The organism is Colwellia marinimaniae (assembly GCF_002207865.1).
Lineage (GTDB): Bacteria > Pseudomonadota > Gammaproteobacteria > Enterobacterales > Alteromonadaceae > Colwellia > Colwellia marinimaniae.
The window spans coordinates 41,345-66,739 of sequence record NZ_BDQM01000009.1 but is presented as its reverse complement, the minus strand read 5'-3'; the positions used below and the strand labels follow the sequence as shown (position 1 = coordinate 66,739).

At 38.8% G+C, this 25,395-nt stretch carries 22 protein-coding genes and 1 pseudogene; 5 read left to right on the top strand and 18 right to left on the bottom strand.

Translation table 11 applies throughout. From position 1 onward, the window contains the following. Nucleotides 1-25 precede the first annotated feature (25 nt). The 3 genes from MTCD1_RS07540 to yaaA all read right to left on the bottom strand — a co-directional run bounded on the left by MTCD1_RS07540 (nt 26) and on the right by yaaA (nt 3,226). Nucleotides 26-1,843, bottom strand: a complete 1,818-nt coding sequence (locus MTCD1_RS07540) for a TIGR03545 family protein (protein ID WP_057181898.1) — start codon at nt 1,841-1,843, stop codon at nt 26-28. Continuing rightward, nucleotides 1,843-2,376: a DUF2062 domain-containing protein gene (locus MTCD1_RS07535; protein ID WP_057181899.1), complete on the bottom strand. Its 534-nt coding sequence runs from the start codon at nt 2,374-2,376 to the stop codon at nt 1,843-1,845. Before MTCD1_RS07535 ends, MTCD1_RS07540 begins: the two co-directional genes overlap by 1 nt. Before the next feature lie 76 nt (nt 2,377-2,452). Beyond that, entirely contained in the window at nt 2,453-3,226 is a 774-nt protein-coding gene (gene yaaA / locus MTCD1_RS07530; protein ID WP_057181900.1) for a peroxide stress protein YaaA, read from the bottom strand. Between the two features lie 269 nt (nt 3,227-3,495). On the opposite strand from yaaA, the gene tal reads away from it, so the two are divergent. From tal to MTCD1_RS07520, 3 genes are all read left to right on the top strand, one after another. Further along, entirely contained in the window at nt 3,496-4,458 is a 963-nt protein-coding gene (gene tal, locus MTCD1_RS07525; RefSeq protein ID WP_057181901.1) for a transaldolase, read from the top strand. 214 nt (nt 4,459-4,672) lie between these two features. Beyond that, complete coding sequence (locus MTCD1_RS20670) at nt 4,673-4,846, top strand: DUF3545 family protein (RefSeq protein ID WP_143760093.1); 174 nt, start codon at nt 4,673-4,675, stop codon at nt 4,844-4,846. A gap of 160 nt (nt 4,847-5,006) precedes the next feature. After that, nucleotides 5,007-5,810, top strand: coding sequence for an alpha/beta fold hydrolase (locus MTCD1_RS07520; RefSeq protein WP_057181902.1), 804 nt, complete (start codon nt 5,007-5,009; stop codon nt 5,808-5,810). A 277-nt stretch (nt 5,811-6,087) separates the two neighbouring features. Here MTCD1_RS07520 and eno read toward each other — a convergent pair whose 3' ends face one another. Both eno and pyrG read right to left on the bottom strand, forming a co-directional pair. Beyond that, nucleotides 6,088-7,386: a phosphopyruvate hydratase gene (gene eno / locus MTCD1_RS07515; protein ID WP_057181903.1), complete on the bottom strand. Its 1,299-nt coding sequence runs from the start codon at nt 7,384-7,386 to the stop codon at nt 6,088-6,090. Nucleotides 7,387-7,523: 137 nt separating this feature from the next. After that, a complete protein-coding gene (gene pyrG, locus MTCD1_RS07505) occupies nt 7,524-9,164 on the bottom strand; it encodes a CTP synthase (RefSeq protein ID WP_057181905.1) in 1,641 nt (546 codons plus the stop codon). Between the two features lie 461 nt (nt 9,165-9,625). On the opposite strand from pyrG, the gene MTCD1_RS07500 reads away from it, so the two are divergent. Next, complete coding sequence (locus MTCD1_RS07500; protein WP_057182110.1) at nt 9,626-10,222, top strand: DUF4202 domain-containing protein; 597 nt, start codon at nt 9,626-9,628, stop codon at nt 10,220-10,222. Nucleotides 10,223-10,362: 140 nt separating this feature from the next. On the opposite strand, the gene MTCD1_RS07495 is transcribed toward MTCD1_RS07500, so the two are convergent. From MTCD1_RS07495 to rlmD, 7 genes and pseudogenes are all read right to left on the bottom strand, one after another. After that, nucleotides 10,363-10,815: a YbaN family protein gene (locus tag MTCD1_RS07495; RefSeq protein ID WP_082606568.1), complete on the bottom strand. Its 453-nt coding sequence runs from the start codon at nt 10,813-10,815 to the stop codon at nt 10,363-10,365. A gap of 25 nt (nt 10,816-10,840) precedes the next feature. After that, nucleotides 10,841-11,428, bottom strand: coding sequence for an RNA methyltransferase (locus MTCD1_RS07490; RefSeq protein WP_057182114.1), 588 nt, complete (start codon nt 11,426-11,428; stop codon nt 10,841-10,843). Between the two features lie 45 nt (nt 11,429-11,473). Further along, entirely contained in the window at nt 11,474-12,313 is an 840-nt protein-coding gene (gene mazG, locus MTCD1_RS07485; protein ID WP_057181906.1) for a nucleoside triphosphate pyrophosphohydrolase, read from the bottom strand. Continuing rightward, entirely contained in the window at nt 12,306-13,637 is a 1,332-nt protein-coding gene (locus MTCD1_RS07480; RefSeq protein ID WP_057181907.1) for a 3'-5' exonuclease, read from the bottom strand. Before MTCD1_RS07480 ends, mazG (MTCD1_RS07485) begins: the two co-directional genes overlap by 8 nt. 66 nt (nt 13,638-13,703) lie before the next feature. Beyond that, nucleotides 13,704-13,790 (bottom strand): annotated as a pseudogene (mazG, locus tag MTCD1_RS23280) (nucleoside triphosphate pyrophosphohydrolase); the annotation flags it as partial. A 116-nt stretch (nt 13,791-13,906) separates the two neighbouring features. Further along, nucleotides 13,907-16,120, bottom strand: coding sequence for a GTP diphosphokinase (relA, locus tag MTCD1_RS07475; RefSeq protein ID WP_057181908.1), 2,214 nt, complete (start codon nt 16,118-16,120; stop codon nt 13,907-13,909). A 66-nt stretch (nt 16,121-16,186) separates the two neighbouring features. Next, complete coding sequence (gene rlmD / locus MTCD1_RS07470) at nt 16,187-17,596, bottom strand: 23S rRNA (uracil(1939)-C(5))-methyltransferase RlmD (RefSeq protein ID WP_057181909.1); 1,410 nt, start codon at nt 17,594-17,596, stop codon at nt 16,187-16,189. Nucleotides 17,597-17,780: 184 nt separating this feature from the next. Between rlmD and barA the strand changes: the two genes are divergently transcribed. Continuing rightward, nucleotides 17,781-20,609 (top strand): two-component sensor histidine kinase BarA, encoded by a 2,829-nt coding sequence (gene barA, locus MTCD1_RS07465; protein ID WP_057181911.1) that lies wholly within the window; start codon nt 17,781-17,783, stop codon nt 20,607-20,609. 140 nt (nt 20,610-20,749) lie between these two features. On the opposite strand, the gene MTCD1_RS07460 is transcribed toward barA, so the two are convergent. From MTCD1_RS07460 to lepB, 6 genes are all read right to left on the bottom strand, one after another. Then, the gene (locus MTCD1_RS07460; RefSeq protein WP_057181913.1) at nt 20,750-20,995 is read right to left on the bottom strand and encodes a hypothetical protein; all 246 of its coding nucleotides are present in this window, start codon (nt 20,993-20,995) and stop codon (nt 20,750-20,752) included. A gap of 133 nt (nt 20,996-21,128) precedes the next feature. Further along, a complete protein-coding gene (gene pdxJ / locus MTCD1_RS07455; RefSeq protein ID WP_057181915.1) occupies nt 21,129-21,869 on the bottom strand; it encodes a pyridoxine 5'-phosphate synthase in 741 nt (246 codons plus the stop codon). 54 nt (nt 21,870-21,923) lie between these two features. Then, nucleotides 21,924-22,628, bottom strand: coding sequence for a DNA repair protein RecO (gene recO / locus MTCD1_RS07450; protein WP_057181916.1), 705 nt, complete (start codon nt 22,626-22,628; stop codon nt 21,924-21,926). A gap of 14 nt (nt 22,629-22,642) precedes the next feature. Further along, nucleotides 22,643-23,560, bottom strand: coding sequence for a GTPase Era (era, locus tag MTCD1_RS07445; protein WP_057181918.1), 918 nt, complete (start codon nt 23,558-23,560; stop codon nt 22,643-22,645). 18 nt (nt 23,561-23,578) lie between these two features. Beyond that, nucleotides 23,579-24,343, bottom strand: coding sequence for a ribonuclease III (gene rnc / locus MTCD1_RS07440; RefSeq protein WP_057181921.1), 765 nt, complete (start codon nt 24,341-24,343; stop codon nt 23,579-23,581). Nucleotides 24,344-24,381: 38 nt separating this feature from the next. Further along, entirely contained in the window at nt 24,382-25,314 is a 933-nt protein-coding gene (gene lepB / locus MTCD1_RS07435; RefSeq protein ID WP_057181922.1) for a signal peptidase I, read from the bottom strand. Nucleotides 25,315-25,395 lie beyond the last annotated feature (81 nt).

The window sequence follows — 25,395 nt, the reverse complement described above, 5'->3', positions numbered from 1 at the left end:
GGGTATACATATCAAAGAGAATGAACTAACCAAATAAGTCACCGAACTTATTTTTCAACTTATCCTTTAACTTATCTTTGGCTTTATTCTTAAGTTTATCTTCCAGCTTTTTCTGTTGCTGTTTAACAATATCTGAATTCTTTAAGTCAGCCAGCGCTTTATCGGTATCGGTTAATAAGGCTTCAAGATCAAGCAGCTCTGCTGTTTGGCTATCACCTAATTTCAAGGCATTAGCTAATTTCTCGTTTAAGCCCTTATTCACTTTATCCTTAAAGTCAGTAAGTCTGTCAGCAACCTGTTGCTTAAATGCCCCGGTTAAGGCGTTACTTAAAGATGAAGCAATAGTAAATTTTGGCCTATTAAGCTCGCCATTAACCGCAACATCAATAGTTAAGCTATCTAATGACTTCATGGTAGCCAGTAATAACTGGGTAATTTTTGAGTTAGCCTGGCCTTGAAAACTTGCCTGTTTAAGAGACAAATGGTTAGCCGCTGAGATGTCATTATTGCTTAAGCTAAAAGTACCCTTACCACTAAGCTGTGCTTTATCAAGGGATAAGGTTAATGTCTTGCTTTTTGTTAACTGAGTATTGGATAACCAGCGATCATTAACAAACCATGCTCCGCCAGCATTGAAAGCACCCGATTGACTTAGCTTAAAGTGACTCGTTAGACTAAGTTCACCATTTGCTGTTGAGCTAATGTTTATCAGGCTATTTTTACCTCTAAGCCAATGCTGATGTGTTAGCTCACTGCCACTAACGATGACTTCACCCTGCGCCAGTTGAATTGAGAACAGTGCTTTTTTGATCAAGACCGATGGTAGCGGGGACTCTTCTTTAAAGAAGATAAATCGCCCGCTAGTATGAGTTTTTACCTCATTAGCAGTTGCTGCAGTTTGACTATTATCAAGAAAGGGTGAGATTTTTTCATAGGCCCATTGTGCCTTTTTCACATAGTCACGCGCTTGCTCACCAAAGAGAATATGAGCAAAGTCTTCGGCATCAATACTTTCAAGTTGATAGGTTTTTTCAATTTGCTGCCAATCTTTGCCCGGAGCAGTTTTTAACTGATTAACGTGCTTAGCTAATAAGTCCTTACTGGCTAATACTTGTTGCTTAGCTTTTTTAACAAGTGCTTGATCGGCTTTAAACTCAGCTTTAATTTGTTCGAATGCAGTTTTTATTTTTTCTATATCGGCTAACGAATTAACGTTCATCTTACCTAAAGCTTTGACTTTATCTTGGTAAGACTTCAGTTTTGCTTTATTAGGCAATTGTGCCTTTAATGCTTTTATTTTAGCCTGTTCAGTTTTATAACTATGTTGTAATTGTTTGCTAGCTTTAACCGTTAATAAGTTACTGTCATTAAGTAAGCTTTTAACATCCGGTAGCTTGATATCAACTTCAGGTAGTATAGCTTTCGCTTGCTCAGCTAAGCTGGCTTGTGCACCCTCATCACTTGCTTGCTCATCAGCAAACACTCTACCCGGCTGAGCACGAACGCTTGAAAAAGCAAGCTGACTGACTTCAAGTTCATCAATGATAATTTTACCAAATAAATATTGCCAAACATCAATACCAGCAGTCGCCCGCTCAAAACTAAATAAATTCTGTGTTGGTGCTGCTTTATCGGTAACTTGCAAGCCTAAAACGCTTATCTGCAGAGGCGAATAAGCCAGCTTTACCTCGGCAATATTTACTTCTGCGCCAAAAGCACTTTCAGCCGAACTAACAAGGGCTTTTTTTACTAAGCTTTCCGCAAAAAAATAGCCGAAAACAACCACTAAAGCACTTAAAACAAGAAAGGCAACCATGCCTTGCCAACGAATAAATCGTGCCATTATAAAGCTCCTTTACTTAGGCTAGAGTCACTAGAAAAACTGCTGTATAAACGATAAAACTTAGATGCTTTTAAGGCTTGCACAATTCTAAATTTCTCAAAAAACGTCATGATATGCAGACGATATTTCTCTATTAAGACTTTGCTAATAAAATATACCGGAACACATAATACTAGCCCTAAAACAAAGGCACCCAGGATATAAGTATGGTGCCAATGGGCGAGTTTAAATAAGCTTAGTTGGTAAATCGAGGTGAAAAAGTCAGTCAACGCTGGCTGGGTAAGTAATGACTCACCCACTAGGACGATGACAGGAGAGAGTAGATAACTCATGCCAGAGAAAATACCGACCGCAAGCATGAAGCTGCCTAAATGTACTCGAATGAGTAAAACAAAAAATATTATCACTATATTATGCAAGGTTAAGATGGGTGATAAACCAACCACAAAACCCAAGGCTATGGCTAACGCTATTTGCCTGATGGAACTATCACTGTTTAAGGCATGAAAAAGCTTGGCGAGTAAAGTTAACATGTCACCTCCTGTTAAAATGTTTAAATGTTTAAATGTTTAAATATGATGAAAGCCAAAGCCAAGATTAACTTGGCTACTAAAGCTCTTTACGAGTAAAAACCCATTCGTTACCTTGCGATAAACTGTCACTATATTGATAGCCAGCCAAATCAAATTCCTTAATTTGCTCAACCGACGTTAATTTATTTTGAATAATGTAACGTGCCATAAGACCGCGAGCCTTTTTGGCATAAAAACTGATTATTTTGTATTGACCATTTTTCCAGTCTTTAAATGCGGGGGTGATAATAGTGGCATTTAACGACTTCGTCTTGACCGATTTAAAATATTCTGTTGAGGCAAGGTTAATAAGTACCTCATCACCTTGCTCAGCCAAGGCTTTATTAAGCTCGCCGGTAATAATGTCCCCCCAGAATTGATATAAGTTAGCACCGCGACTATTGGCAAGTTTACAACCCATTTCCAAGCGGTAAGCTTGCATTAAATCAAGGGGTTTTAACAAGCCGTATAAACCCGATAAGATTCTGAAATGCTGCTGAGCGAAATCGAAATCTTCCTCACTAAACGACCCAGCATCAAGCCCTGAATAAACATCACCATTAAAAGTTAAAATGGCTTGCCTAGCATTCTCGGTGGTAAAGGGAGTTGACCACTGACCAAAGCGTGCTGCATTTAAACCAGCAAGTTTATCACTCAGCTTCATTAAACTGGCGATGTCACTGGGAGCAAGTTTGAGGCAGTCGTTGATCAATAACTGGCTCTGCTCAAGTAAGCTAGGTTGACTGAATTTTTCTGTCGCTAGCGGAGATTCAAAGTCTAATTTTTTTGCAGGTGAAACAACAAGTAACATTATTTTTCAGCCGAATTATAGTGATTACATAATAAGGCATAATATATCATAAGCGTTAAGCAAGTTAACAGCGTTTAATCTATAGCAAGGCAAGCGCCAGTAATGCTGTTTGGCGTAAGTTAAAAACAAAAACACCTTAATCTGGTAAAAATAGCGCAATAAAGGGTGCTTTTTTATTTTTATGTTGTAATATTTCACCAGCTACATTCATTATCGAATTTAGAAAGGCTCAGCAATCAAATTTTTCCCGTTAGAATTAAGGTAACGCCATGACAAACTCTTCTTCACAGCTTGCACAATTAAAACAAATGACCACAGTTGTGGCTGATACAGGTGATATTGAAGCGATAGCAAAGTTTCAACCGCAAGATGCCACCACAAACCCTTCGCTTTTATTAAAAGCAGCGTCTTTAGCTAATTACCAAGGCCTAGTAAAAGATGCCGTTGCTTGGGCTAAAACACAATCAGCCAGTGCTGAGCAACAAGTTATTGATGCTGCTGACAAGCTTTCGGTGTTAATTGGTCTAGAAATACTCAAAATTGTTCCTGGCCGTATCTCGACCGAAGTAGATGCGAGATTATCTTTTGATACTGCTGCATCAATTACCAAAGCATATAAGCTAATTGCCATGTACAACGAAGCCGGCATTAGTAACGATAGGATTTTAATTAAACTTGCTTCTACCTGGGAAGGTATTAAAGCAGCAGAGCAACTTGAGCAAGAAGGTATTAATTGTAACCTGACTTTACTGTTTAGCTTTGCCCAAGCACGTGCCTGCGCTGAAGCGGGCGTTTATTTAATATCTCCCTTTGTCGGTCGTATTCTCGACTGGTACAAAAAAGATACCGGTCGAACTGACTATGCCAGTAATGAAGATCCTGGTGTTGTTTCAGTTACCAATATTTATAACTATTATCAACAGCATGGTTTTAATACTGTGGTAATGGGTGCAAGTTTTCGAAATACCGGCGAAATTCTTGAACTCGCCGGTTGTGACCGGTTAACCATTAGCCCGGCATTAATGGCTGAACTAGCGAATAATACTGATACTGTTGTACAAAAATTAATAACTTGCCAAGCAACTGCTGAGCAAGAAGCGGCTTTAAGCCAAGGTCAATTTCGCTGGCAGATGAATGAAGACCCTATGGCAACAGAAAAGCTTGCTGAAGGCATTCGTAATTTTGCCATTGATCAAGTGAAGCTTGAACAACAATTAGCCGCTAGGCTCTAAATCCAGGATAAAATATTTCATTATTTATACTGGTTACGCTTATTTTAAGCGCATATTTTATAGAAATATGCGCTTTTTCATATTCATGGCTAACAAACTATGCTAAAAAAGATAGTAATTCTTTTAAGTTACTTGCCAGTCAGCAAGTGTTAATTTAATAGAATGGGTCTAGGCATTTATTTTTCGATGTGATGGTAAAAATAAGGGGCACTTTATGGATAAGATAAACCAAGTTTTCAGCTCAACAACACAAGTAAGTAAAAAGCGCGTAGCATCAACAACTAAAAAAACATGGCGTGAAATTGAATCGATTCGTGATAAGTTTCAGCTAGAAAAAGATCTACGCATGTATGAAGACTCATTAGAGTATATGTTAGAAGAGCTCTAAACGGTAAATAAGCTAAGTTCCACCGACAATAGTCATAAGTCCCAGCATGCTGGGCTTTTTTATAACGGTACAGTTTATCGCTTTAAAGTAACTAAGCAGTTGACAAAATTTAAACAGCCGTTTAAATTTTACCCCTAACCTCTCTCTACAAATAAATTCAATGCAAAAAAACGTCATCAATTTTTCCCATGCTAATGGATTTCCAGCCGGCAGCTATCAAACATTATTTTCTTACCTACCTGACAACATGCAGGTTATCGCCTTAGATAAATATGGTCATAACAAGCAAAAGCCGGTTAATAATAACTGGCAAGCTCAAGTAGAAGAGTTAATAATTTTTGTCGAAGCTAACCAAGTTGATGGCAATAAAGTCATTTGCCTCGGTCATTCATTTGGCGGCGTGATATCTTTTATTGCTTGCTGTCAAAGACCTGATTTATTCAAAGGACTTATCATGCTAGATCCTCCCGCACTCAGTGGCGCTGGTGCTCTAGCGGCAAGGTTGGTAAAGAAAACCAAGTGGATAGATAAGTTTAGCCCTGCCGGACGTGCTAAAAACCGTCGTGCTCAGTGGCCATTGGGCTCTGATATAGGCGCGCTGTTTTCTGGAAGAAAGCTGTTTAAGAACTTTGATAGCCGGTGTTTAACCGATTATATAGCTCATGGTATATGTGAGCGCAATAATCAGTTGGAGCTGACATTTGACGCGCAAGTAGAAGCCAATATATTTCGAAATATCCCTTCAAATTTATCACGCTACAAAAATAAGTTAACCATACCTGCCACCTTAGTTTATGGCACTACTACCGATGTTTTTCCTCATCATATCTTTAGTCGCTTTGTTAAACTTAACAAACATATCAAGCTACAGACTACCCCTGGTGGTCACATGTTTCCATTAGAGCGCCCAGAGCAAACAGCTAAGTTAATTACAGAGATAATAAACAGTTTTCCTGAAGATTAACTATACATATACCCGTTACCATTCAAGATGCATATTTCAGAGTGCTTTGAATGGTAACGGGATAGCTAACACTGCCGACATAAAAAAGCACGCTTGCCTTTACAGGAACAACCGTGCTTTCTTTTGTCTACTAATGCTAATTATTAACTAATTTGCATTAAATAATATTTAAAATTAAAGCTAATTAGCTTTAAAGCAAGGCGCTTGCGCGGAGTTGACGTTAGTCAACGAGCACATGCAACGCAGCTCTCAAACTAAGTAGCAAAAAGTTTAATTATTATTGGCCTTTAATTTCAGAACGACCATTATAAATAGCCTTATCACCTAAGAACTCTTCAATACGTAATAATTGGTTGTACTTAGCGACACGGTCTGAACGACATAAAGAACCGGTTTTGATTTGTCCAGCTGCGGTACCTACCGCTAAATCGGCAATAGTTGTATCTTCAGTTTCACCTGAACGATGTGAAATTATCGCAGTGTAACCCGCGTCTTTTGCCATTTTAATCGCCGCTAAGGTTTCGGTTAAGGTACCAATTTGGTTAAATTTAATTAAAATAGAGTTAGCAACACCAGTATCGATACCACGTTTGAAGATTTTAGTATTGGTTACAAATAAATCATCACCGACAATTTGTATTTTATCGCCAAGTAAATCCGTCTGGTATTTAAAACCATCCCAATCTGACTCGTCTAAACCATCTTCAATAGAAATAATTGGGTATTCTTGACAAAGTTCGCCTAAGAAATCAGAGAACTCGTTTGAAGTGAATTGCTTGCCTTCACCTTTAAGGTCATAGATACCTTTATCTTTATCGTAAAATTCAGTAGCCGCACAATCCATCGCTAAAGTAACATCTTTACCTAAAATATAACCTGCAGCAGCTACCGCTTCTTTAATGACCACTAAAGCATCAGCATTTGAGGCTAAATCAGGAGCAAAACCACCCTCATCACCAACAGCCGTATTCAAGCCTTTGGCAGATAATACTTTTTTCAGTGCATGAAATATTTCAGCGCCCATACGTAATGCTTCACTGAAGTTTTCAGCGCCGACCGGCTGAATCATAAACTCTTGAATATCAACATTATTATCAGCATGTTCACCACCATTAATGATGTTCATCATAGGTACTGGCAAGCTATAAACACCGGGAGTGCCATTTAAGTCAGCAATATGTTCGAATAATTGTACACCTTTATCCATTGCCGCAGCTTTGGCTACCGCAAGAGATACCGCAAGAATGGCATTGGCGCCAAATTTTTCTTTATTTTCAGTGCCATCTAAATCAATCATGATTTTATCAATGTTGGCTTGCGCCAATGCACTTTGACCAAGTAAAGCCGGAGTGATGTCATTTTTAATGGCGGCAACAGCCTTTAATACGCCTTTACCTAAATAACGAGACATGTCACCGTCACGTAACTCTAATGCTTCACGTGAGCCAGTAGAAGCGCCAGACGGTGCAGCCGCACGACCCCAAGCACCCGATTCAAGATATACATCGGCTTCCACGGTTGGGTTACCACGAGAATCCATGATTTCACGTGCTAAAATTTTGCTAATTTTTGACATTATCATTCCTGTTAAATATATGACGCTCAAGTAATACTTTGAACGGTAAAGTTAATACTTTGAACGGTAAAGTTAATTTTAATATTGCTAAACTTAAAGCAAAAACCGCAGTGCTAGCTACGGTTTTAATAAAGTTGTTATACGTTTGTTTTTTGTTTTTGCAATTCAAAGGTCATTGCAATAAAACTTTCAAACAGTGGGTGTCCATCACGTGGAGTTGAATTAAACTCTGGATGGAACTGCCCAGCAATAAACCAAGGGTGATCAGGTATTTCAATCACCTCAACTAATGTTTTATCCGCAGATAATCCCGAAAACACTAAACCTGCTTGGTTTAATTGTTCACGGTAGTTATTATTTACCTCATAACGATGACGGTGTCTCTCTTTAATTGTTTCACTACCATATACGTCATACACCTTGGTACCTTTCATCAAGTGACACAATTGAGCGCCTAAACGCATGGTACCGCCCAAATCAGAGTTTTCAGAGCGATATTCAATTTTGCCTTCTTTATCTAACCATTCACTGATCAAACCAATAACGGGGAAAGGTGTTTCTGGATTAAATTCAGTACTATTAGCATCCGTTAAACCGGCAACATTGCGGGCATATTCAATTAAGGCGACTTGCATACCTAAACAAATACCTAGATAAGGTACTTTATTTTCACGGGCATATTGCGCCGCTAAAATTTTACCTTCAATACCACGCTCACCAAAACCACCGGGGACCAATATAGCATCGAGATTTTGTAAAATTTCAGTGCCTTTAACTTCAAGGTCTTGTGAGTCAATATATTTAATATTAACTTTGACTTGGTTCTTTAATCCCGCATGTTTTAAGGCTTCGTTAACCGATTTATAAGCATCGGGTAATTCAATATATTTACCTACCATACCAATAGTGACTTCACCAACCGGATTAGCTTCTTGATAAAGCACTCGTTCCCACTCACTTAAATCGGCTTCAGGGACATCAAGACCAAAACGTTTAACCACTAATTCATCAGTACCTTGAGCTTTTAATAACGCCGGGACTTTATAAATACTGTCAACATCACGCAGTGAAATTACTGATTTTTCTTCAACATTGGTGAACAAAGCTATTTTTGCTCGGGCATTGGCCGGAATAACCCGCTCTGAGCGGCACACTAAAATATCAGGAAAAATACCAATACCACGCAATTCTTTGACTGAATGTTGGGTAGGTTTGGTTTTAATCTCACCGGCAGCCGCTAAATATGGCACTAAGGTTAAGTGCATAAACATTGCACGTTCACGGCCCACTTCTGTGGCTAACTGACGAATAGCTTCTAAAAATGGTTGTGATTCAATATCACCCACCGTACCACCAATTTCGACCATGGCAATATCGTAACCTTCGGCACCTTCAATTATCCGACGTTTAATGTCATTGGTAATATGAGGAATAACTTGAATAGTGGCACCTAAAAACTCACCTTTACGTTCGCGAGCTAAAATATCTTGATAAATACGACCCGTAGTGAAGTTATTAAGTTTGGTCATTTTGGTGCGAATAAAGCGCTCATAATGGCCCAAATCCAGATCGGTTTCTGCGCCGTCTTCGGTAACAAAAACCTCACCATGCTGTATTGGACTCATGGTACCAGGATCAACGTTAATGTACGGATCAAGTTTTAACATGGTAACTTTTAAACCACGCGCTTCAAGAATTGCTGCTAATGAGGCTGCGGCAATGCCTTTACCAAGAGACGATACTACACCGCCAGTTACAAAAATATATCTAGTTGTCATGTTTACACCGATGTCAGAAAAAACAGAATTTTGCGCTTAAATGGTTATTATTTATAAACTTAATTTCAATATCACATTTAAAAAATGCTCTATACACCTAGTGCTAATAAGAGATTAACTGAAGAATTAGCGTAAATGTAAAATTGTTGAAATAGGAGTTTTACCAAACAAGCAGGACGGGAAAGTATTATACTGAAAAGCTAAACGAACAACAATAACAACAAGCCATCACAGCAATAAAATTGTCTATTTTTTATTGTTTTCTAGCGGTAATTACGCTTGAACTGTAAAAATTCAGTCGATAAAAAAGTATTTTAACCGCGCCAGTTGATTCTAGGTTAGTTGCTCTAAGTCTGCACAGTTAGCACTATTTAAGTCAACTGCCTTGCTCTGATTCTTTTTTATTACTAGTTGCGTATAATGGTACTACTTTCCTAAATTAAACCGTGATTGATGTTAAAATGACTATAGAAAAATTAAACAACACCTTATCCGCCATTGACGAAGTTAATCGCCAAGACCCCAATACAATACTATTTAATGGTACTAGCCAAGTAAAAGAATTAATTTATGGTCAACAAATGACCGACTGCTTAAAACAATATTGGCCTGAAGCAAATGAGTTATTGCAAATTGCGGTTCGGGCACAGCATATTAAGCGCTGGCAATTAAAGCGCACTGAATTTGCCGACGGCAAAGCAGGATATTATCAATGGCGAATTGCTCAAGGTAAGTTTCATGCACAATTAACGGCAAGCATTATGATTACTCAGGGCTACCAAGCAGAGCAAGCTGAGCAATGTGCTGCTATTATTCGTAAAGATAATTTGAAGACAAATAGTGATAGTCAAACGTTAGAAGATGTCGCCTGCTTAGTTTTTCTTATGCACTACTTTGATGCGTTTGCAACCAAGTATACCGAGCAAGATAATGAAGCAAAGATTGTTCATATAGTGCAATTAACCTGGAAGAAAATGTCAGAGCAAGCCCATGATATTGCTTTAAGTTTAACACTACCCGATCATTTAGCGATCATAGTAAATAAGGCACTTGCTTAACCTTTTTCCCGCGATTAACAACGAAAGTAATAATGCAGACTGCTCTAATATCTTAGAGCAGAGAGTCTGCACACTTCTCTGCTATGCTTTATGCCTAAGCTGAACTGAGATAAGCACCAACTACTCAGAGTTCAGCTTACCTATTTACTTAGAGGTAAGCGCACTAAAAAAATAAACGGCCCAATAACCAATGCCACAACCAGTCCGGTTAATAGCGCGCTTTGTAACATTAAGGCCGACCAGCACACAGATAAAATAATACTTAATAAGGCAATACGTTTCGCTTTTCTAGGAATACTGCGATATTTTTGCCAATCATGAATTAATGGCCCAAAGGTTTTATTTGCCAGTAATTTTTTTTGCATTCGAGGTGAAGATTTGGCAAAACAGGCCGCCGCCATGATCAGAAAAACCGTTGTTGGTAGCACAGGTAATACCGCACCTAATATAGCTAAACCAACACAAAATACTCCGGTGACTTTCAACAAGATAATCTTGGCTTTACTCTGCACTGATGGTGAAACAGGACAGGAACTGACATTAAATTTTGCGTCTTTACTTATTTCTCGCTCAGTAATAATCACTCTTTCCATGTATGAATACTCCCTATTTCAGGTATTAGTTGCCGGTGTTAGTATTAACTTTCACCTTGTTGTTAGTATCACGACTTTGACGAATTAGCACATCATCCGCTTGGCCATGGTTTTCTTGCATAGCACTAGATTTGGCTAACCTATCATAAAGCAACACGTTAACCGAGGCCGCTAGGTTCATACAACCAATAGTAGGAACATAGACAACTTCATCAGCACAATCGATGACTTGTTGCTTTATTGTGCCATCCTCAGGACCAAATATGTATACTGCCTGGGGTGGATGAATAAAGTGTGGCAATGGTGTAGCGCCTTCCACTAAGTCAACACATATGATTTTAGTCGTCGATGAGATATTTTCCAGTAAGTCTTTAATATTTATAAAATCCTCAACACCTAATAAAGGAATTTTCCCCTGAGCATTTTTAGTATCAGTTTTTAAAGCACCTTTATTATATTTAGCTGCTTGCTCATATCGTCTGCCGGTATAAAGCACTTGATCAACTTGATAACAACCAGCAGCACGCATTACCGCGCCAACATTGGTTGGGCTTTTTGGGTTAGTTAAAGCAATGGTAACGTGAGGTGGGCTTTGTTCTTTGTTTTTGTTCATACGTTTGCTCATAAAATTATTATAGCGTTTTATAGCCGTTACCTATCATGATGCCTTTCTTTCCTGGTTTTTTACTTGTTGCCAATAATTTTCTAATTCAGCTAAGTCATGTTCAGTAAAACTTTTACCCGATTGATGTACTTGTGCCTCCACGCCATGAAAGCGTTTAGTAAACTTTTTATTCGCCTGGCGAAGTAGTGTTTCGGGATCTTCTTTGGCATGACGACATAAATTTACTACTGCAAACATTAAGTCTCCTAACTCTTCGGCGAGCGCTTTCTTATTCAGTGACTTGGCCTCTAACTCGTCTTTAACTTCTTGTACTTCTTCTTCAATTTTAGCAAACACATCGTTGATGTTATGCCAATCAAAGCCGACATGTGCGCAACGTTTTTGAATCTTTGCTGCCTGCGATAAAGCCGGTAAGTTTTTCGGGATATCAGCTAAAAGGCTCAAGTTTTGCTTATCCGTTGTATTCGCCATTTCCCGCTGACTTTTTTGCTGCCTTTCGAGTATTTTTTCATTTTCCCAATTGGCTTTTATTTCAGCATCGCTGTGAAAATTCGCCTGAGCAAACACATGGGGGTGGCGGCGAATAAGTTTTTCACAAATGGCGGTTATAACACTATCAAAGTCGAAATACTGCTGTTCTTGACCTAACTGACTATAAAAAATCACCTGAAAGAGTAAGTCGCCTAGCTCCTTTTCCAACTCAACAAAGTCACCTTGTTCAATAGCATCAACTACCTCATAAGCCTCTTCTATCGTATGACTGGTTATTGAAGCAAAATCCTGCTTAAGATCCCACGGACACCCTGTAATAGGATCGCGCAGTTGCGACATGATCCAACGTAACTTTTCTATTGAAGGTTCATCATTAAGCATTATCAAATATCACATCCACTTTTGTATTGTTTTTTTCAGTTGCATTTACAATTTGTACTGTTGCCTTATAGCCCGATGTAATGACTCCAACTACTCTTATCCATGGCTTTGATAGATGCTGTTGAGCCACTAATTTGCCACTTTCATCATAAAAGTCCAGTAACAATGAACCACCTAGAAAGCTATCAAGAGATTGATGCTTGATGTGCAACTGCTCATGGACGCCGAAGCTTTGAGTAATATATGGCTCTAGTAGAATAATATTTTTCAGTGTTAATCTTAGACTACCTTTTCTGGGAACTACGCCAGCAACAGGAAGCTCTGTTCTCAATGAATCAATATATTTTTGTTGATTTTTATTTTCACTATTTTCAACATCTTCTTTGGAGTAAGTTTTTATTTCTATTGTCGGAATATTATTTTCATAACTTACAATGTATTCAACAGAACCATCACTTTCATATATTTCAATAACCTTTTTCTTGGATGTCTCTGATAGATATGCAACCCTACCAGAACCACCAATAGAGCTAGGTGAGAACAACATCACTCGACCATCAGAAGCAGTCCACTCCGTCAATGAGTCACCATCTTTACATGTAGAAAGGTTCAAAGGGTTGATTTCTTCAAATTCAGGTAAATAATTACTGCCAAAGGTATTTTCAATTTTAAAAAGTTTTTTTAATAACTTAACAGTCATTAGTGCATCGTATGTCGCAGAATGTGCATTATAAGTACTGATTGAAAATGCTTCACATAACTCTGTCAGCTTCATACTTTTTGTCAATTTGAATACAGTGTTTGCATATTCCATTACACATACAGCTTCATTATCCAATTTTACGTTAGCATGGCTAGCGATTGCACTGTTATATATTGCTTCGGTATCGTATTGAAGGTTATACCCTGCAATACGTCTGCCTTGTATCGCCAGTAATAGTTTTTCCGTAAGTGAATTGAATGATTCAGCATTACTCAATTCGCTGTCAACAATGCCATGAACCTTTGTTGCACTTTGCTCAATGGCAATACTTGGTTTGGCTCTTTCTGATAAAAGGATATTTTCATCCATATCCACTACTGCAATTTCAATAACCTGATACCCCTCAGACAAACCCGTAGTTTCTGTGTCAATTACAACAAATGAATTCAAGTAGTCAATATCACTTTCATCTGAATTAGATGTTTGTGGTTCTATATCATCGGGTTCTGGTTTTTCATTTGAATCAACAACTACGGACTGTTTATCTTTTTTCGGCGACTGACTAATTAAAACAACAATTAAAATTATCACAACTATGGCTATTACTATCACTGTATTCACTGACTACTCCTTCATTATTTATAATTTTTTAAATTACAAACTCATTACCCGTGATAACTTGCATTCCTCTTCTAAGCTATGACTGGTTATTGAAGCAAAATCCTGCTTAAGATCCCATGGACACCCTGTAATAGGATCGCGCAGTTGCGACATGATCCAACGTAACTTTTCTATTGAGGCTTGTTCTTTTAATATTTTATTCCGCTTGTTATTTTCGCTTTATTTACATTATGCATCACACAGGCTTGAGCCATATTAGTGCACTATAATTACAGCCGTCTCACCTGGCTTACATCATCTAATTGCCGTAATTTATCGAGAACACGCAGCAATAACTCACTATTTTCCACTTCCAGTTTTAGCTTCATACTCATGGTCTGCTTGGCTTTATCGGTATGACTTTCCATGCCTATAATACTTACTCTTTCATTGGCAATAATGGTGGAAATATCACGTAATAGACCTTGTCTATCACTACCAATAATTTGTGCCGTGGCTTGATAACTTTGTTTATGTGCATTGCCCCACTGCACTTCAACTAACCGCTCAGCTTGCAAACTAAGAGCATTGGCAAGTTGCTCACAATCTTGTCGATGTACTGAAATACCTCGGCCTTGCGTGATAAAGCCCAAGATGGTGTCACCTGGTACGGGCTGACAGCACTTCGCCATATGAGTGAGTAGGTTACCGACGCCAGAAACGGTTATGCCATTATCATCTTGCGCTAATGTTTTACTGGTTGGACTTTGTTTTACTAAACTTTGTGGGTCTATTTCAGCTTGAGGTTTTAATTTACTATCAAGCTGAGTAAAGTGATTAATAACTTGCTGTAATCTGGCGTTACCTGTAGCTAGTGCAACATAAAGATCATCTATAGTTTTCATATTAAAGCGTTTTGCTGCCGCTAATAAGTCTATAGTGGCTAAATCATATTTAGCTATTTCACTGTCAAATAACTCTTTGCCCTGAGCAATATACTTATCCCTATCAAGCAATTTAAAAAAGTGCTGAACTTTAGCGCGCGCGCGCGAAGAGTAGATATAATTTAAATTAGGGTTAAGCCAGTCTCTACTCGGATTTGGCTGTTTACTGGTTAATATCTCTACCTGATCACCCGTTTGTAACTGATGGGTAAAAGGCACTATTTTACCAAATACTTTAGCGCCAATACAACAATGACCAACATTGGAATGGATGTAATAAGCAAAATCTAATGGCGTTGCCCCCATAGGTAAATCGATAACGTCACCACTTGGGGTGAAAACATAAATCCGGTCTTCAAACACCTGACTGCGTAACTCATCAAGTAATTCACCACTTTCGCTAACATCATCTTGCCACTGCAAAATCTTTCGTAACCAACCAATTTTATCATCAAAACTATTATTTTTACCGCTGGCCGTGCCTTCTTTATAACGCCAATGCGCCGCAACACCAAGTTCGGCGTCATCATCCATTTGCTTGGTTCTGATTTGTACTTCTACCGACTTACCTGTTGGCCCTAACACCACAGTATGTATTGATTGATAGCCATTGGCTTTTGGGGTAGCCACATAATCTGAAAATTCTTTGGCTAGGTGTGGCCATTGGGTATGGACAATACCCAATGCAGAATAACAATCTTGTACTTTTTCGACCACCACACGCACAGCTCGCACATCAAAGAGCTGTTCAAAACCTAATGATTTTTGCTGCATTTTTTTCCAAATGCTGTAGATGTGTTTAGGACGGCCAAAAACGTCCCCTTTAATAGCTAAGGCATTAAGTTCACTCTTTAACTGACCAACAAAACTAGCCATATATTGCTCTCGCTCTAGTCGAGTTTCATCTAAAAGCTTAGCAATTTTTTTATAGACCTGCGGGTGCAGGTAACGAAATGAAATATCTTCAAGTTCCCACTTTAATTGGCCTATGCCTAAGCGGTTGGCTAGTGGCGCGTAGATATTAGCACTCTCTTTTGCCGCTAACACACGCGTTTCTTCATCACTATTTTTCTTTGCCCGTAAGTCGCATAGCCGTTCCGCTAATTTGATCACCACAGCACGCACATCATCCACCATAGCCAACAACATACGGCGAATATTATCTATATTCTGTGGGGTAGAGCCAAGGGCTTTATGACTTTGTTGGCGCAGCGCTTTAATGGCCGCCATCTGTTCGACACCTTGGCAAAGCATTAATATGTCTTTAGATAAGTGCTCTTTGACATAATCTATGGAAATAATATTATGCTCTAATAAGGGGGAGATAAAAGCCGCTACTAACGAGTCAGCATCTAGGTTCAAACCACTTAATATTTCCACCATTTCCATGCTTTTATGTTGCAAGTCGAACTTTACCGCACTGTCATGCTGATAAAAGTTACAGATTTGCAACCATAAAACAGACAAAGCCTTGGCCTTTACCTCGGTTAACGCTAAGTTGGTTAGCCATTGTTCAAAACTTTGCTCTGCTATTTGATGAGATTTACGCACGGAAACCATAGCTATTCCTTTGTCTTTGAAAGTTAACTTAATGTTAGCTAATACATATTTTGATGATCTTAAATGCTAAATACTATGAGTAAACAAGACCATAGTCTCAACATGCTTTGTTTGAGCAAACATGTCTATCAGTGATATTTTTTCAAGCTTGTAGCCATGAGCAATAAGAATTGCGCTATCTCTTGCTAAGGTTGCCGGATCACAGCTGACATATAAGACGCTAGGTATTTGTAGTTTAGCAATTTGACTTACTGCTTGCTCTGCTCCTGCTCTTGCTGGATCAAGCAGCACCTTATCAAACACTTGTCCATTAGCCCACGATGCTAATAACCAATGACTGTTCAAATCTGCCTGATAAAACTGACAATTATCAAGACCATTGACTTGAGCATTATGACTGGCTTTATCAACCATCACTTGTACACCCTCAACACCAACAAGCAGTTTTGCGTATTTTGCCAGCGCTAGGCTAAAATTTCCGAGACCACAAAATAAGTCCAGCACCTTATCACTAGGTAAAATATTTAACCAAGCTAAGGCTTGACTGATCATGGCATTATTAACCTGATGGTTAATTTGAATAAAATCACTACTGGCAAAATAAATTTTATTTTTATCGGCTAATGTATATGAAAATACCGCAGAGCTATTCTCTTTGCTACCCGCCAACCGCACTTGCTGGTTACCATCATCAATAATGACATGCCAACCATATTGCTGCGCATACGATTGCCAAAGCTCGATATCCGTAGCATTCATTGGCTTTAGTTGTCGAATAACCAGCACTACTTGCTTATCTTTTTGTCTTAGCTCGGGTAAGTGTTTTTCAAGTATATCCGCTTGAATGACTTCTATATGACCTATGGCAGATTTTACGGTAAGTTGTGCCAATAACTTTTTTAGCAAGGGAAAAATGTCATTCAGTGGCTCAACTAAGACCGGGCATGACTTGATTGCGGCTAATTGATTGGTGGATTTTTGTCTAAAGCCGATAGTTGCGTGGGATTTTTTATCAAATTGAACACCTATACGGGCTTTACGCCGATAATGCCAAGGGCTACTTTTTATCGGCGCTTGCCAAGGTAAGTCTTTGCCGTCAACTTTTACCACGTTATCTTGGCTGCTAAAAAAGCGAGAAAAAAGCTCGCTGACTTTATCTTGTTTGAACCGCAGTTGCTCTGTTATATCAAGCATTTGCAGATCACAGCCACCACACACACCAAAGTGCTGACACTGAGGCTCGACCCTATGCTCGCTTTGCTTGCCAATAGCAATGAGTTTAGCGCGAGCATATTTGCTTTTTTGTTCGATAATTTTCACATCGACCACTTCATTGGGTAAAGCTCCAGCTATAAATACCGGTTTATTTTGCCAACGGGCAACACCGACACCATTTATATCGAGCTTTTCAATACTAACGGTCAAGCGCTGATTGCACGTTTGTGGTTTAACTGTTGCTTTAAAAAAATTTGCCATTTTCACCCTAGAACTAACGCTTACTTTATTACCAATATATCTATTTCAGCAGGAGCTTAGCCATCTATACTATTAATTTATAGCCGCTTATGAGATTATTTATGTTAACTTGGATAATCGATTAGATAGTTAATTATTTCAACGAGTATTTTACCCTAAATTGACAAAAAAAGTTCAACTAAAAATGCATAAAATAAGCCTGAAAGACTGGGTTATCATACTCACTATTATCCCGACAACGTTAATCAGTTTTGGTTTAGCTAGTTATTTTTCTTATAGCCGCTCAGTAGAACTTAATGACATCCTTGAACAACGTGCTAAAAGCATCATTGAACCGATAGCTATTGCCAGTAAAGGCCCTTTACTTAATAAAAACAGAGATAAGCTTCGCCAACTAATAGGGTTTACGCACCGAAGTCAATCAAACATAGTCAACAGCATTGTTATTTTTACCGCAGATAATCAAGTTTTTGTCGCTAGTGCCTATCGTGGCGATACCCATTTAATGAGATTAAATGCCGGGGAAAAGCTGCCAAGTCACACCAGTATGCAAAACATTGACGACTATATTATCTTTAGAACGCCTATCATTGATGAAAACTATAACCCTCTAGTAAATAAAAACTTCCCCCCTAACCCCACACACAATAGCGCAAGACCTTCCCCCGTTGGTTACATTGCTATGCAAATTGATAAGAGTCAGCTCAATTTCCAACAGCAAAGCCAATTTATAGTAGCGTTTGCACTTGCTTTACTTGGCTCTTTACTCAGCGCAATATTTGCCCTGAGACTCATTAAAAAAGTAACTAAGCCAATAAACTCTATGGTGCAAGCAATTGAGCGTATTAGAGAAGGGAAATTAGATAGCAGAGTAAGTGGTCAACTCATTGGCGAACTTAACTTTTTAAAAAATGGTATTAATGCCATGGCGCAGTCTCTTGATAACTACCAAAACGAGATGAACGCCAGTATAGATCAAGCCACCATAGATCTACGGGAAAGTTTAGAGCAATTTGAAATACAAAACGTAGAACTCAGCATTGCTAAACGTAAGGCTCAAGATGCTAATAGGGTAAAATCTGAATTTTTAGCCAACATGAGTCATGAGTTACGTACACCACTAAATGGAGTTATTGGCTTTACTCGGCAAGTGCTAAAAACCCCCTTGACTGAAAATCAGCGGGATTATTTACAAACCATTGATCGCTCAGCAAACAATTTATTAACCATTATTAATGATATTCTCGATTTCTCTAAGCTCGATGCCGGGAAAATGGTTATTGAAAACATTCCTTTTTCGTTACGAGAGTCTCTTGAGGAAACACTCACCTTACTAGCCCCATCAGCTCATAAGAAAAATATTGAGCTATCAATAAATATTCCCCAAGAAATACCCGATTCACTGGTCGGTGATACGATGCGGATTAAACAAATTATCACTAACTTAATTAGTAATGCGATAAAATTCACCCCACAAGGCTCAGTTAATGTCGATATAGTCTATGAAGAAGAGAACCAAAAAAATATCAAATTAAAAATTATCGTCAATGACACTGGCATTGGTATGACTAGCAAGCAACAAAGAACAATTTTTGATGCCTTTACCCAAGCTGATCAGAGCATTACTCGTTTATACGGCGGCACAGGTTTAGGCCTAGTGATTTGTCAACGACTCGCACAAGAGATGCTTGGCGATATAGGTTTTACCAGTGAAAAAAATCAAGGATCCAGTTTTTGGTTTACTTTTCAATGTGAAGTAAATGCTATGCCATTAATACTAGAGTTGGACAATAAGCATTTAGCAAATAAGACCCTGCTCTACTATGAAGAAAACGATCACAGCAGAGAAGCGACTAAGAATATATTAAAGCACTGGCAGATGAACGTTACTAGTGTGACTAACAAACATCAATTATCTCAAGTGATTTCTCACAGTAAAGAAACACAACGAGGCTTTGACTATGCACTTATCGGCCATAACCAGGCAGCTACAGCCTTAAGTGACTTGAAGAAAACCATTACAGAATTACAACCCATCACCAGTAATATACATCTGGCATTAAATAATCACTCGCCTAGTTTACCGGAGGCGCTCATTGCCTGTGGTGCTATTAGCTGTATGAGCAAACCGCTAACATCAAGTAGTTTGAGTAAAGGATTACAGCCGATGATAAAAGCTGAATCACAAAAACTTACCCTTGCTGCACCTATAGGAAAAATATTACCCATTAAGGTCTTGGCGGTTGATGATAATGAAGCCAACCTGAAACTAATTAAAGCCTTATTATTAGAGCAAGTTGCTGAAGTGGTGGTTACCGACAATGGCATGTCAGCCATCGAGCTTTGTAAATCAGAAACTTTTGCGCTTATTTTTATGGATATACAAATGCCGATATTAGACGGTATTAGCGCACTTAAAGAGATTAAAATCTTACCTGGCCACAGTAACACACCCATTATTGCCGTTACTGCTCATGCGTTAAGTGGTGAAAGGGAGAAAATGCAGCAACAAGGCTTCAATGCCTATATGACTAAACCAATAGATGAAGCAATGTTGCGTCATATAATCTATGAGTATTGTGACTTCAACCACTTAGTAAGCTCAGCTGCCCCCCTTATCACCAGTAGCAGATTGGCCGAGGTTGAAAATTTTTCAAAAGTCATTGATTGGCCTTTGGCGTTAAAGCGCAGTGCTAATAAAGCTGACTTAGCTAAAGAAATGTTTTTAGGGTTAATCGAGAGCTTACCGCAAATTCAACAAGATATTCATCAAGCTATTGCTGCACAAGATATCGCTCTACTTAAGCGTTTAGTCCATAAACTCAACGGCGCTTGTTGTTATACTGGTGCACCAAGTTTAGCAAAAATCACCGCGCATTTAGAAACACAGTTGAAAATGGGCATAGGCTTAGAAGAACTTGAACCTGAGTTTTTAGAGTTTTTTGATCATATAGAACAAGTTTTACTTGCTGTGCCTGAAGCACTAAAACAAATGAGTGTTAACAGCCATTAACTTTTTTAGCTCATTAAAAAACAACAATATTTGTTGCTTTTTTAGGGGGTGACTTGATTGTTACTACTTAGCTCTTATTGCTTAGCCTCTTGCTAGCGAGGTTATTGCTAACTGGATAATCGGCAATGGCTAACGGATCACTAGCGGATAGCGATTTTTGGTGAGGTATCTATATCTCCATCTTCTGAAATAACCGCAACGCCACCATTGCACTGCATTACCGCTAAGCTATGACCCTCATCATTACGAACAAAGGTAATTTCATAGCCAAATTTTCCTAAACTACTCGCAGAGAATTTTTGCGCTAAGGATAATTTATTCCACCAAACTGACTGCTCTGGAGCTTCCTTTCTACGCTCAAGCATTGGTTTCATCTGTGTTTGCATCACTTATCCTCACTTATTTTCATGTTGAATCCCTTCCCGCACTCTATCCATTAAAGTGTAGCTTATAATTTCAACAAACAAAATAAATGACAAAAATATACCTCACTGCAACCTTTGCAAATAAGTAACTAACCTAACGAATCGGTGCCCTAGCCTCCCGCATAAGTTGCTTCATATCACGTACTGCTTTATCTAAGCCATCAATAACTGCACGAGCAATAATGGCATGACCAATATTTAGTTCAATAATTTCTTTAATGGCAGCAATAGGCTTAACATTAAAATAATTCAAGCCATGGCCCGCATTTACTTTTAAGCCTAAGCTATGTGCATACTTAATACCTGCCGTTAAACGTTCAAGTTCTATCTGCTGCTCATCTGGTGAGGTGAGATCAGCATAGTGCCCCGTATGAATCTCTATATAAGGAGCTTTACTAGCAACAGCAGCATCAATTTGTGCTGTATCGGCATCGATAAATAAGCTGACCATTATGCCAGCTGCAGATAACTGTGCCGTTGCCTTAGTAACTTTATCTAATTGCCCAACAACATCTAAGCCGCCTTCGGTGGTAAGCTCTGCACGCTTTTCTGGTACTAAACAACAAAATGCTGGCTGAACTTCACAGGCAATAGCAATCATTTCATCAGTAACAGCCATTTCGAAGTTCATCCGGGTATCTAAGGTCTGCTTTAAGACATGAATATCTCTGTCTTGAATATGGCGCCTATCTTCACGTAAATGGACAGTAATACCATCTGCTCCCGCATGTTCTGCCACACTAGCGGCATAGACAGGATCAGGATAACTAGTACCGCGAGCCTGTCTTAACGTGGCGATATGGTCAACATTTACACCTAATAATAATTCAGTCATTTTATTCTCTTTTTGTTTTTTTTGATGTTTTCTGACGATATAAATAGCTAAAATTTATTTTTTGTTAGCAAAAAGTTTCCGGCTATTTAATGGTTTATTGCCAAGTAACTGGTTAATAACCTGCCGCATTAACAACTTAAAGGTATAGCTAACCTCTGCTGGTACACTGGTATTACATAACGCGTCGCGCTGAGCAATTGCTTGTAAATGGATTTTATCAAAGCAATGAGCACTTTGTTTAGGCATAGCTCCATAGACAGGGACAAAGCCTTGCTCGTCGATATAATGAAAGTGACTAACATCGTGCTCAAATACAGGGCTAAAGTCAAATGATAGCCCTAACTCTTCCAGCAGCGCCAGTTCAAATAAGCGTAATTGTGGTGCGATGGCTTCTTCTTGAGATAGGGCGGTCAAAGTAGCTTGATATTGACAGAATAGCTGCGGACAAGCTATGTGCTCTGTTAACAGACGAATCAACAATTCGTTAAGATAAAAAGAACTAAACAGGCTATGTTTTATCAGCGAAAATGATTTGGCAATGGCATCAATTTGGGTGATTAGCTTAACGTTACCTTGACCTTTCAATGTCAATCGTAGCGGTAAAAAAGGCTGAATTAAGCCTTTTTTTATCGAACGCTTAGATTGGCCAACGTAGACCAATGCCGTCACTTTACCATCTTGCTCAGTTAATAAATCAACTAACAGCTGATTTTCACGATATGGTCGACTATGTAAAACAAATGCGTTTTGTTCAATCATCTACCACATTCCAATTAACCCGTGTAATCATCACCATAACCTAAGCTGCGTAATGCTCGTTCATCATCTGCCCATCCAGATTTCACTTTCACCCAAGTCTCAAGATATACCTTACTATCAAATAAATTTTCCATATCACGTCTAGCTTCCTGACCTATGGTTTTCAAGCGTTCACCTTTATTACCAATGACCATACGTTTTTGGGTCTCACGTTCAACTAAGATCAACGCGTTTATATGGATAATTCCTTTCTGATCCACCTTAAATTGCTCTATCTCTACCGTAATAGAATATGGCAATTCATCACCGGTAAAACGGATAAGTTTTTCACGAATGATTTCAGAAGCCATAAAACGGCTAGATCGATCGGTGATGTGATCTGCTGGGAACCAAAAATCACTTTTACCTAACGAGGTTAAACATAATTGGCGAATGGTATCAACACCCTGTCCCTTACTTGCAGAGATAGGCACAATATCCCTAAATTCGTGCATCGCTCCTAGCTTCTTCAGATGAGGTAATAAATCATCTTTGTCCGCGATGTTATCAATTTTATTAACAACCAATATACAAGGAGAACCACTTTGTTTGACTTTAGTTAGTACCAGTTCATCGTCTTGAGTCCAATGCGTTCCTTCAACTAGGAATACTATTAATTCAACTTCTGCAATGGTACTACTAGCTGCACGGTTCATTAACCTATTGATGGCACGTTTTTCTTCGGTATGTAAACCTGGGGTATCTACTAATATTGCTTGCCTATTTTCTTCAGTCAATATACCTAAAATACGATGACGAGTCGTTTGTGGTTTTTTAGAAGTAATACTGATTTTTTGCCCTAACATGGCATTTAATAATGTTGATTTACCAACATTGGGGCGACCGACAATAGCAATTAAGCCTGCGTAGGTAGCTGAGGTATCGTTGTGCATAATTTATTTTTCTCGTGCTTATTTTTTTACTGGGTTACTTTTAGTATGTCGGATATTTGCTAATTTGGCTTGTTTTAATGTGCTATTTTTTACCTCGTTAGCTTGTTCAATCAATGCAAGTATTTGCTGAGCAGCGGCTTGCTCTGCTTTTCTACGGCTAGTTCCTTTGGCGACAACCTCTTCGCTGATCACTGACGTTTGACAACGAACGGTAAACTCTTGGTTATGGGACTGTCCTGTAGTATCAATTACATCATAACTGGGTAATGGAATTTTTCTACCTTGTAGAAATTCTTGCAAGCGCGTTTTAGGATCTTTTTGTTCATTGCCAGGTTTAATTACCGCCAAGCGACTATCAAACCAACTTAATATAAGTGTTTTACAGCGATCGATAGTAGAATCAAGGTAAACAGCACCAATGATGGCTTCTATGGCATCCTCTAAAATAGACTCACGACGATGTCCGCCACTTTTCAACTCTCCTGGACCGAGTATTAGGTATTCGCCCAAATTAAATTCTCGAGCCACTTCAGCTAAAGTGACGCCCCTTACTAAACTAGAGCGCATCCGAGTTAAGTCACCCTCGTCCTGCTTGGGGAATTTATCAAAAAGTGCCTCTGCAATAACAAAGCCTAAGATAGAGTCCCCAAGGAACTCCAGTCTTTCATTATGAGGTCCTTTGGCGCTACGGTGAGTAAGTGCTTGCACCAACAATGTCGATTCATTAAATTCATAACCAAGCTTTTTGGCTAATCGAGCAAGATTACGAGGATTAATTTTCACGATATAACTCTATATGCCAGGTAAAAAAAATAGCCATGTTAAATGATAGCGCCTATGCGTTCAAAACGAATACCGGTAGGCAACCATTGCGGTAAAAAGCTGTCTTCGCTGCGCTCAAAATCAAAACTCATCCAAATAGCAACAGCCTCACCGACAAGGTTTTCTTCAGGGACAAAGCCCCAAAAACGTCCATCTAAGGAATTATCACGGTTATCACCCATGACAAAGTAATGCTTCGCCGGCACTAAAAACTCATCCGCTGCGGTCCCTGGCTGCTGGAAGTAATGGCTAACTCGGGCTAAGGTCTGACTGTCATTTAATACCTGGTGACTTTTATTCAACATTTTCGAGGTAAATTCATTCATGCCAAACTCAGCATCTGGCCCGTCATATTTACCAATAAAAGTTTGCTCTATTTGTTCAAATTCAGGGCACTTGGCATCAGTTTCTTGACAGGCGCGCTTAATATAAAGTAATTTATTTCGAAAAATAATACGATCACCTGGTAAACCAATCACTCGCTTAATATAGTCAACCCTAGGGTCTTGTGGATATTTAAACACCACAACGTCACCATGTTCAGGAAGACCGTTTTCAATAAACTTATGTCTTAACACCGGATCTTTCAAGCCATAATTGAATTTATTCACTAGAATAAAATCACCATCAAGTAAGGTTGGCATCATTGAGCCAGAGGGTATTTGAAATGGTTCGTATATAAAAGAGCGTAAAATTAAAACAAAGGCTATTACCGGAAAAATTTGTATCGCTGTATCAACTAAGGGTGATGGCTCTGTTAAGGTAGCTAATGCCTGAGGAGTTAACTCAGCAGCGGATATTTCTTTTGCTGAAACCTCAGCGGCAGCAGCTTTGAGCTTACGCTGTGGCGCTAAGTAAAACTTATCAGCAAACCAAACCACTCCTGTTAACCCAGTAATTATCACTAAAATAATCGAAAAATAAACGGCCATACTATTCCTATTTTAAAATGCTATTTTGCAAAAATTAGCGACAATAATGCTCTACTATCACTAATTTAAATTGTGGCGTAA

What these genes read in the sequence shown, in the direction of transcription:
- era (WP_057181918.1), bottom strand. Translation starts at nt 23,560, where the DNA reads ATGCACAACGATACCTCAGCTACCTACGCAGGCTTAATTGCTATTGTC.
- MTCD1_RS07535 (WP_057181899.1), bottom strand. Translation starts at nt 2,376, where the DNA reads ATGTTAACTTTACTCGCCAAGCTTTTTCATGCCTTAAACAGTGATAGT.
- yaaA (WP_057181900.1), bottom strand. Translation starts at nt 3,226, where the DNA reads ATGTTACTTGTTGTTTCACCTGCAAAAAAATTAGACTTTGAATCTCCG.
- tal (WP_057181901.1), top strand. Translation starts at nt 3,496, where the DNA reads ATGACAAACTCTTCTTCACAGCTTGCACAATTAAAACAAATGACCACA.
- pyrG (WP_057181905.1), bottom strand. Translation starts at nt 9,164, where the DNA reads ATGACAACTAGATATATTTTTGTAACTGGCGGTGTAGTATCGTCTCTT.
- mazG (WP_057181906.1), bottom strand. Translation starts at nt 12,313, where the DNA reads ATGCTTAATGATGAACCTTCAATAGAAAAGTTACGTTGGATCATGTCG.
- MTCD1_RS07460 (WP_057181913.1), bottom strand. Translation starts at nt 20,995, where the DNA reads ATGCAAACACAGATGAAACCAATGCTTGAGCGTAGAAAGGAAGCTCCA.
- MTCD1_RS07520 (WP_057181902.1), top strand. Translation starts at nt 5,007, where the DNA reads ATGCAAAAAAACGTCATCAATTTTTCCCATGCTAATGGATTTCCAGCC.
- pdxJ (WP_057181915.1), bottom strand. Translation starts at nt 21,869, where the DNA reads ATGACTGAATTATTATTAGGTGTAAATGTTGACCATATCGCCACGTTA.
- lepB (WP_057181922.1), bottom strand. Translation starts at nt 25,314, where the DNA reads ATGGCCGTTTATTTTTCGATTATTTTAGTGATAATTACTGGGTTAACA.
- relA (WP_057181908.1), bottom strand. Translation starts at nt 16,120, where the DNA reads ATGGTTTCCGTGCGTAAATCTCATCAAATAGCAGAGCAAAGTTTTGAA.
- MTCD1_RS07495 (WP_082606568.1), bottom strand. Translation starts at nt 10,815, where the DNA reads ATGGAAAGAGTGATTATTACTGAGCGAGAAATAAGTAAAGACGCAAAA.
- eno (WP_057181903.1), bottom strand. Translation starts at nt 7,386, where the DNA reads ATGTCAAAAATTAGCAAAATTTTAGCACGTGAAATCATGGATTCTCGT.
- MTCD1_RS20670 (WP_143760093.1), top strand. Translation starts at nt 4,673, where the DNA reads ATGGATAAGATAAACCAAGTTTTCAGCTCAACAACACAAGTAAGTAAA.
- barA (WP_057181911.1), top strand. Translation starts at nt 17,781, where the DNA reads ATGCATAAAATAAGCCTGAAAGACTGGGTTATCATACTCACTATTATC.
- rlmD (WP_057181909.1), bottom strand. Translation starts at nt 17,596, where the DNA reads ATGGCAAATTTTTTTAAAGCAACAGTTAAACCACAAACGTGCAATCAG.
- MTCD1_RS07500 (WP_057182110.1), top strand. Translation starts at nt 9,626, where the DNA reads ATGACTATAGAAAAATTAAACAACACCTTATCCGCCATTGACGAAGTT.
- MTCD1_RS07540 (WP_057181898.1), bottom strand. Translation starts at nt 1,843, where the DNA reads ATGGCACGATTTATTCGTTGGCAAGGCATGGTTGCCTTTCTTGTTTTA.
- recO (WP_057181916.1), bottom strand. Translation starts at nt 22,628, where the DNA reads ATGATTGAACAAAACGCATTTGTTTTACATAGTCGACCATATCGTGAA.
- MTCD1_RS07490 (WP_057182114.1), bottom strand. Translation starts at nt 11,428, where the DNA reads ATGAACAAAAACAAAGAACAAAGCCCACCTCACGTTACCATTGCTTTA.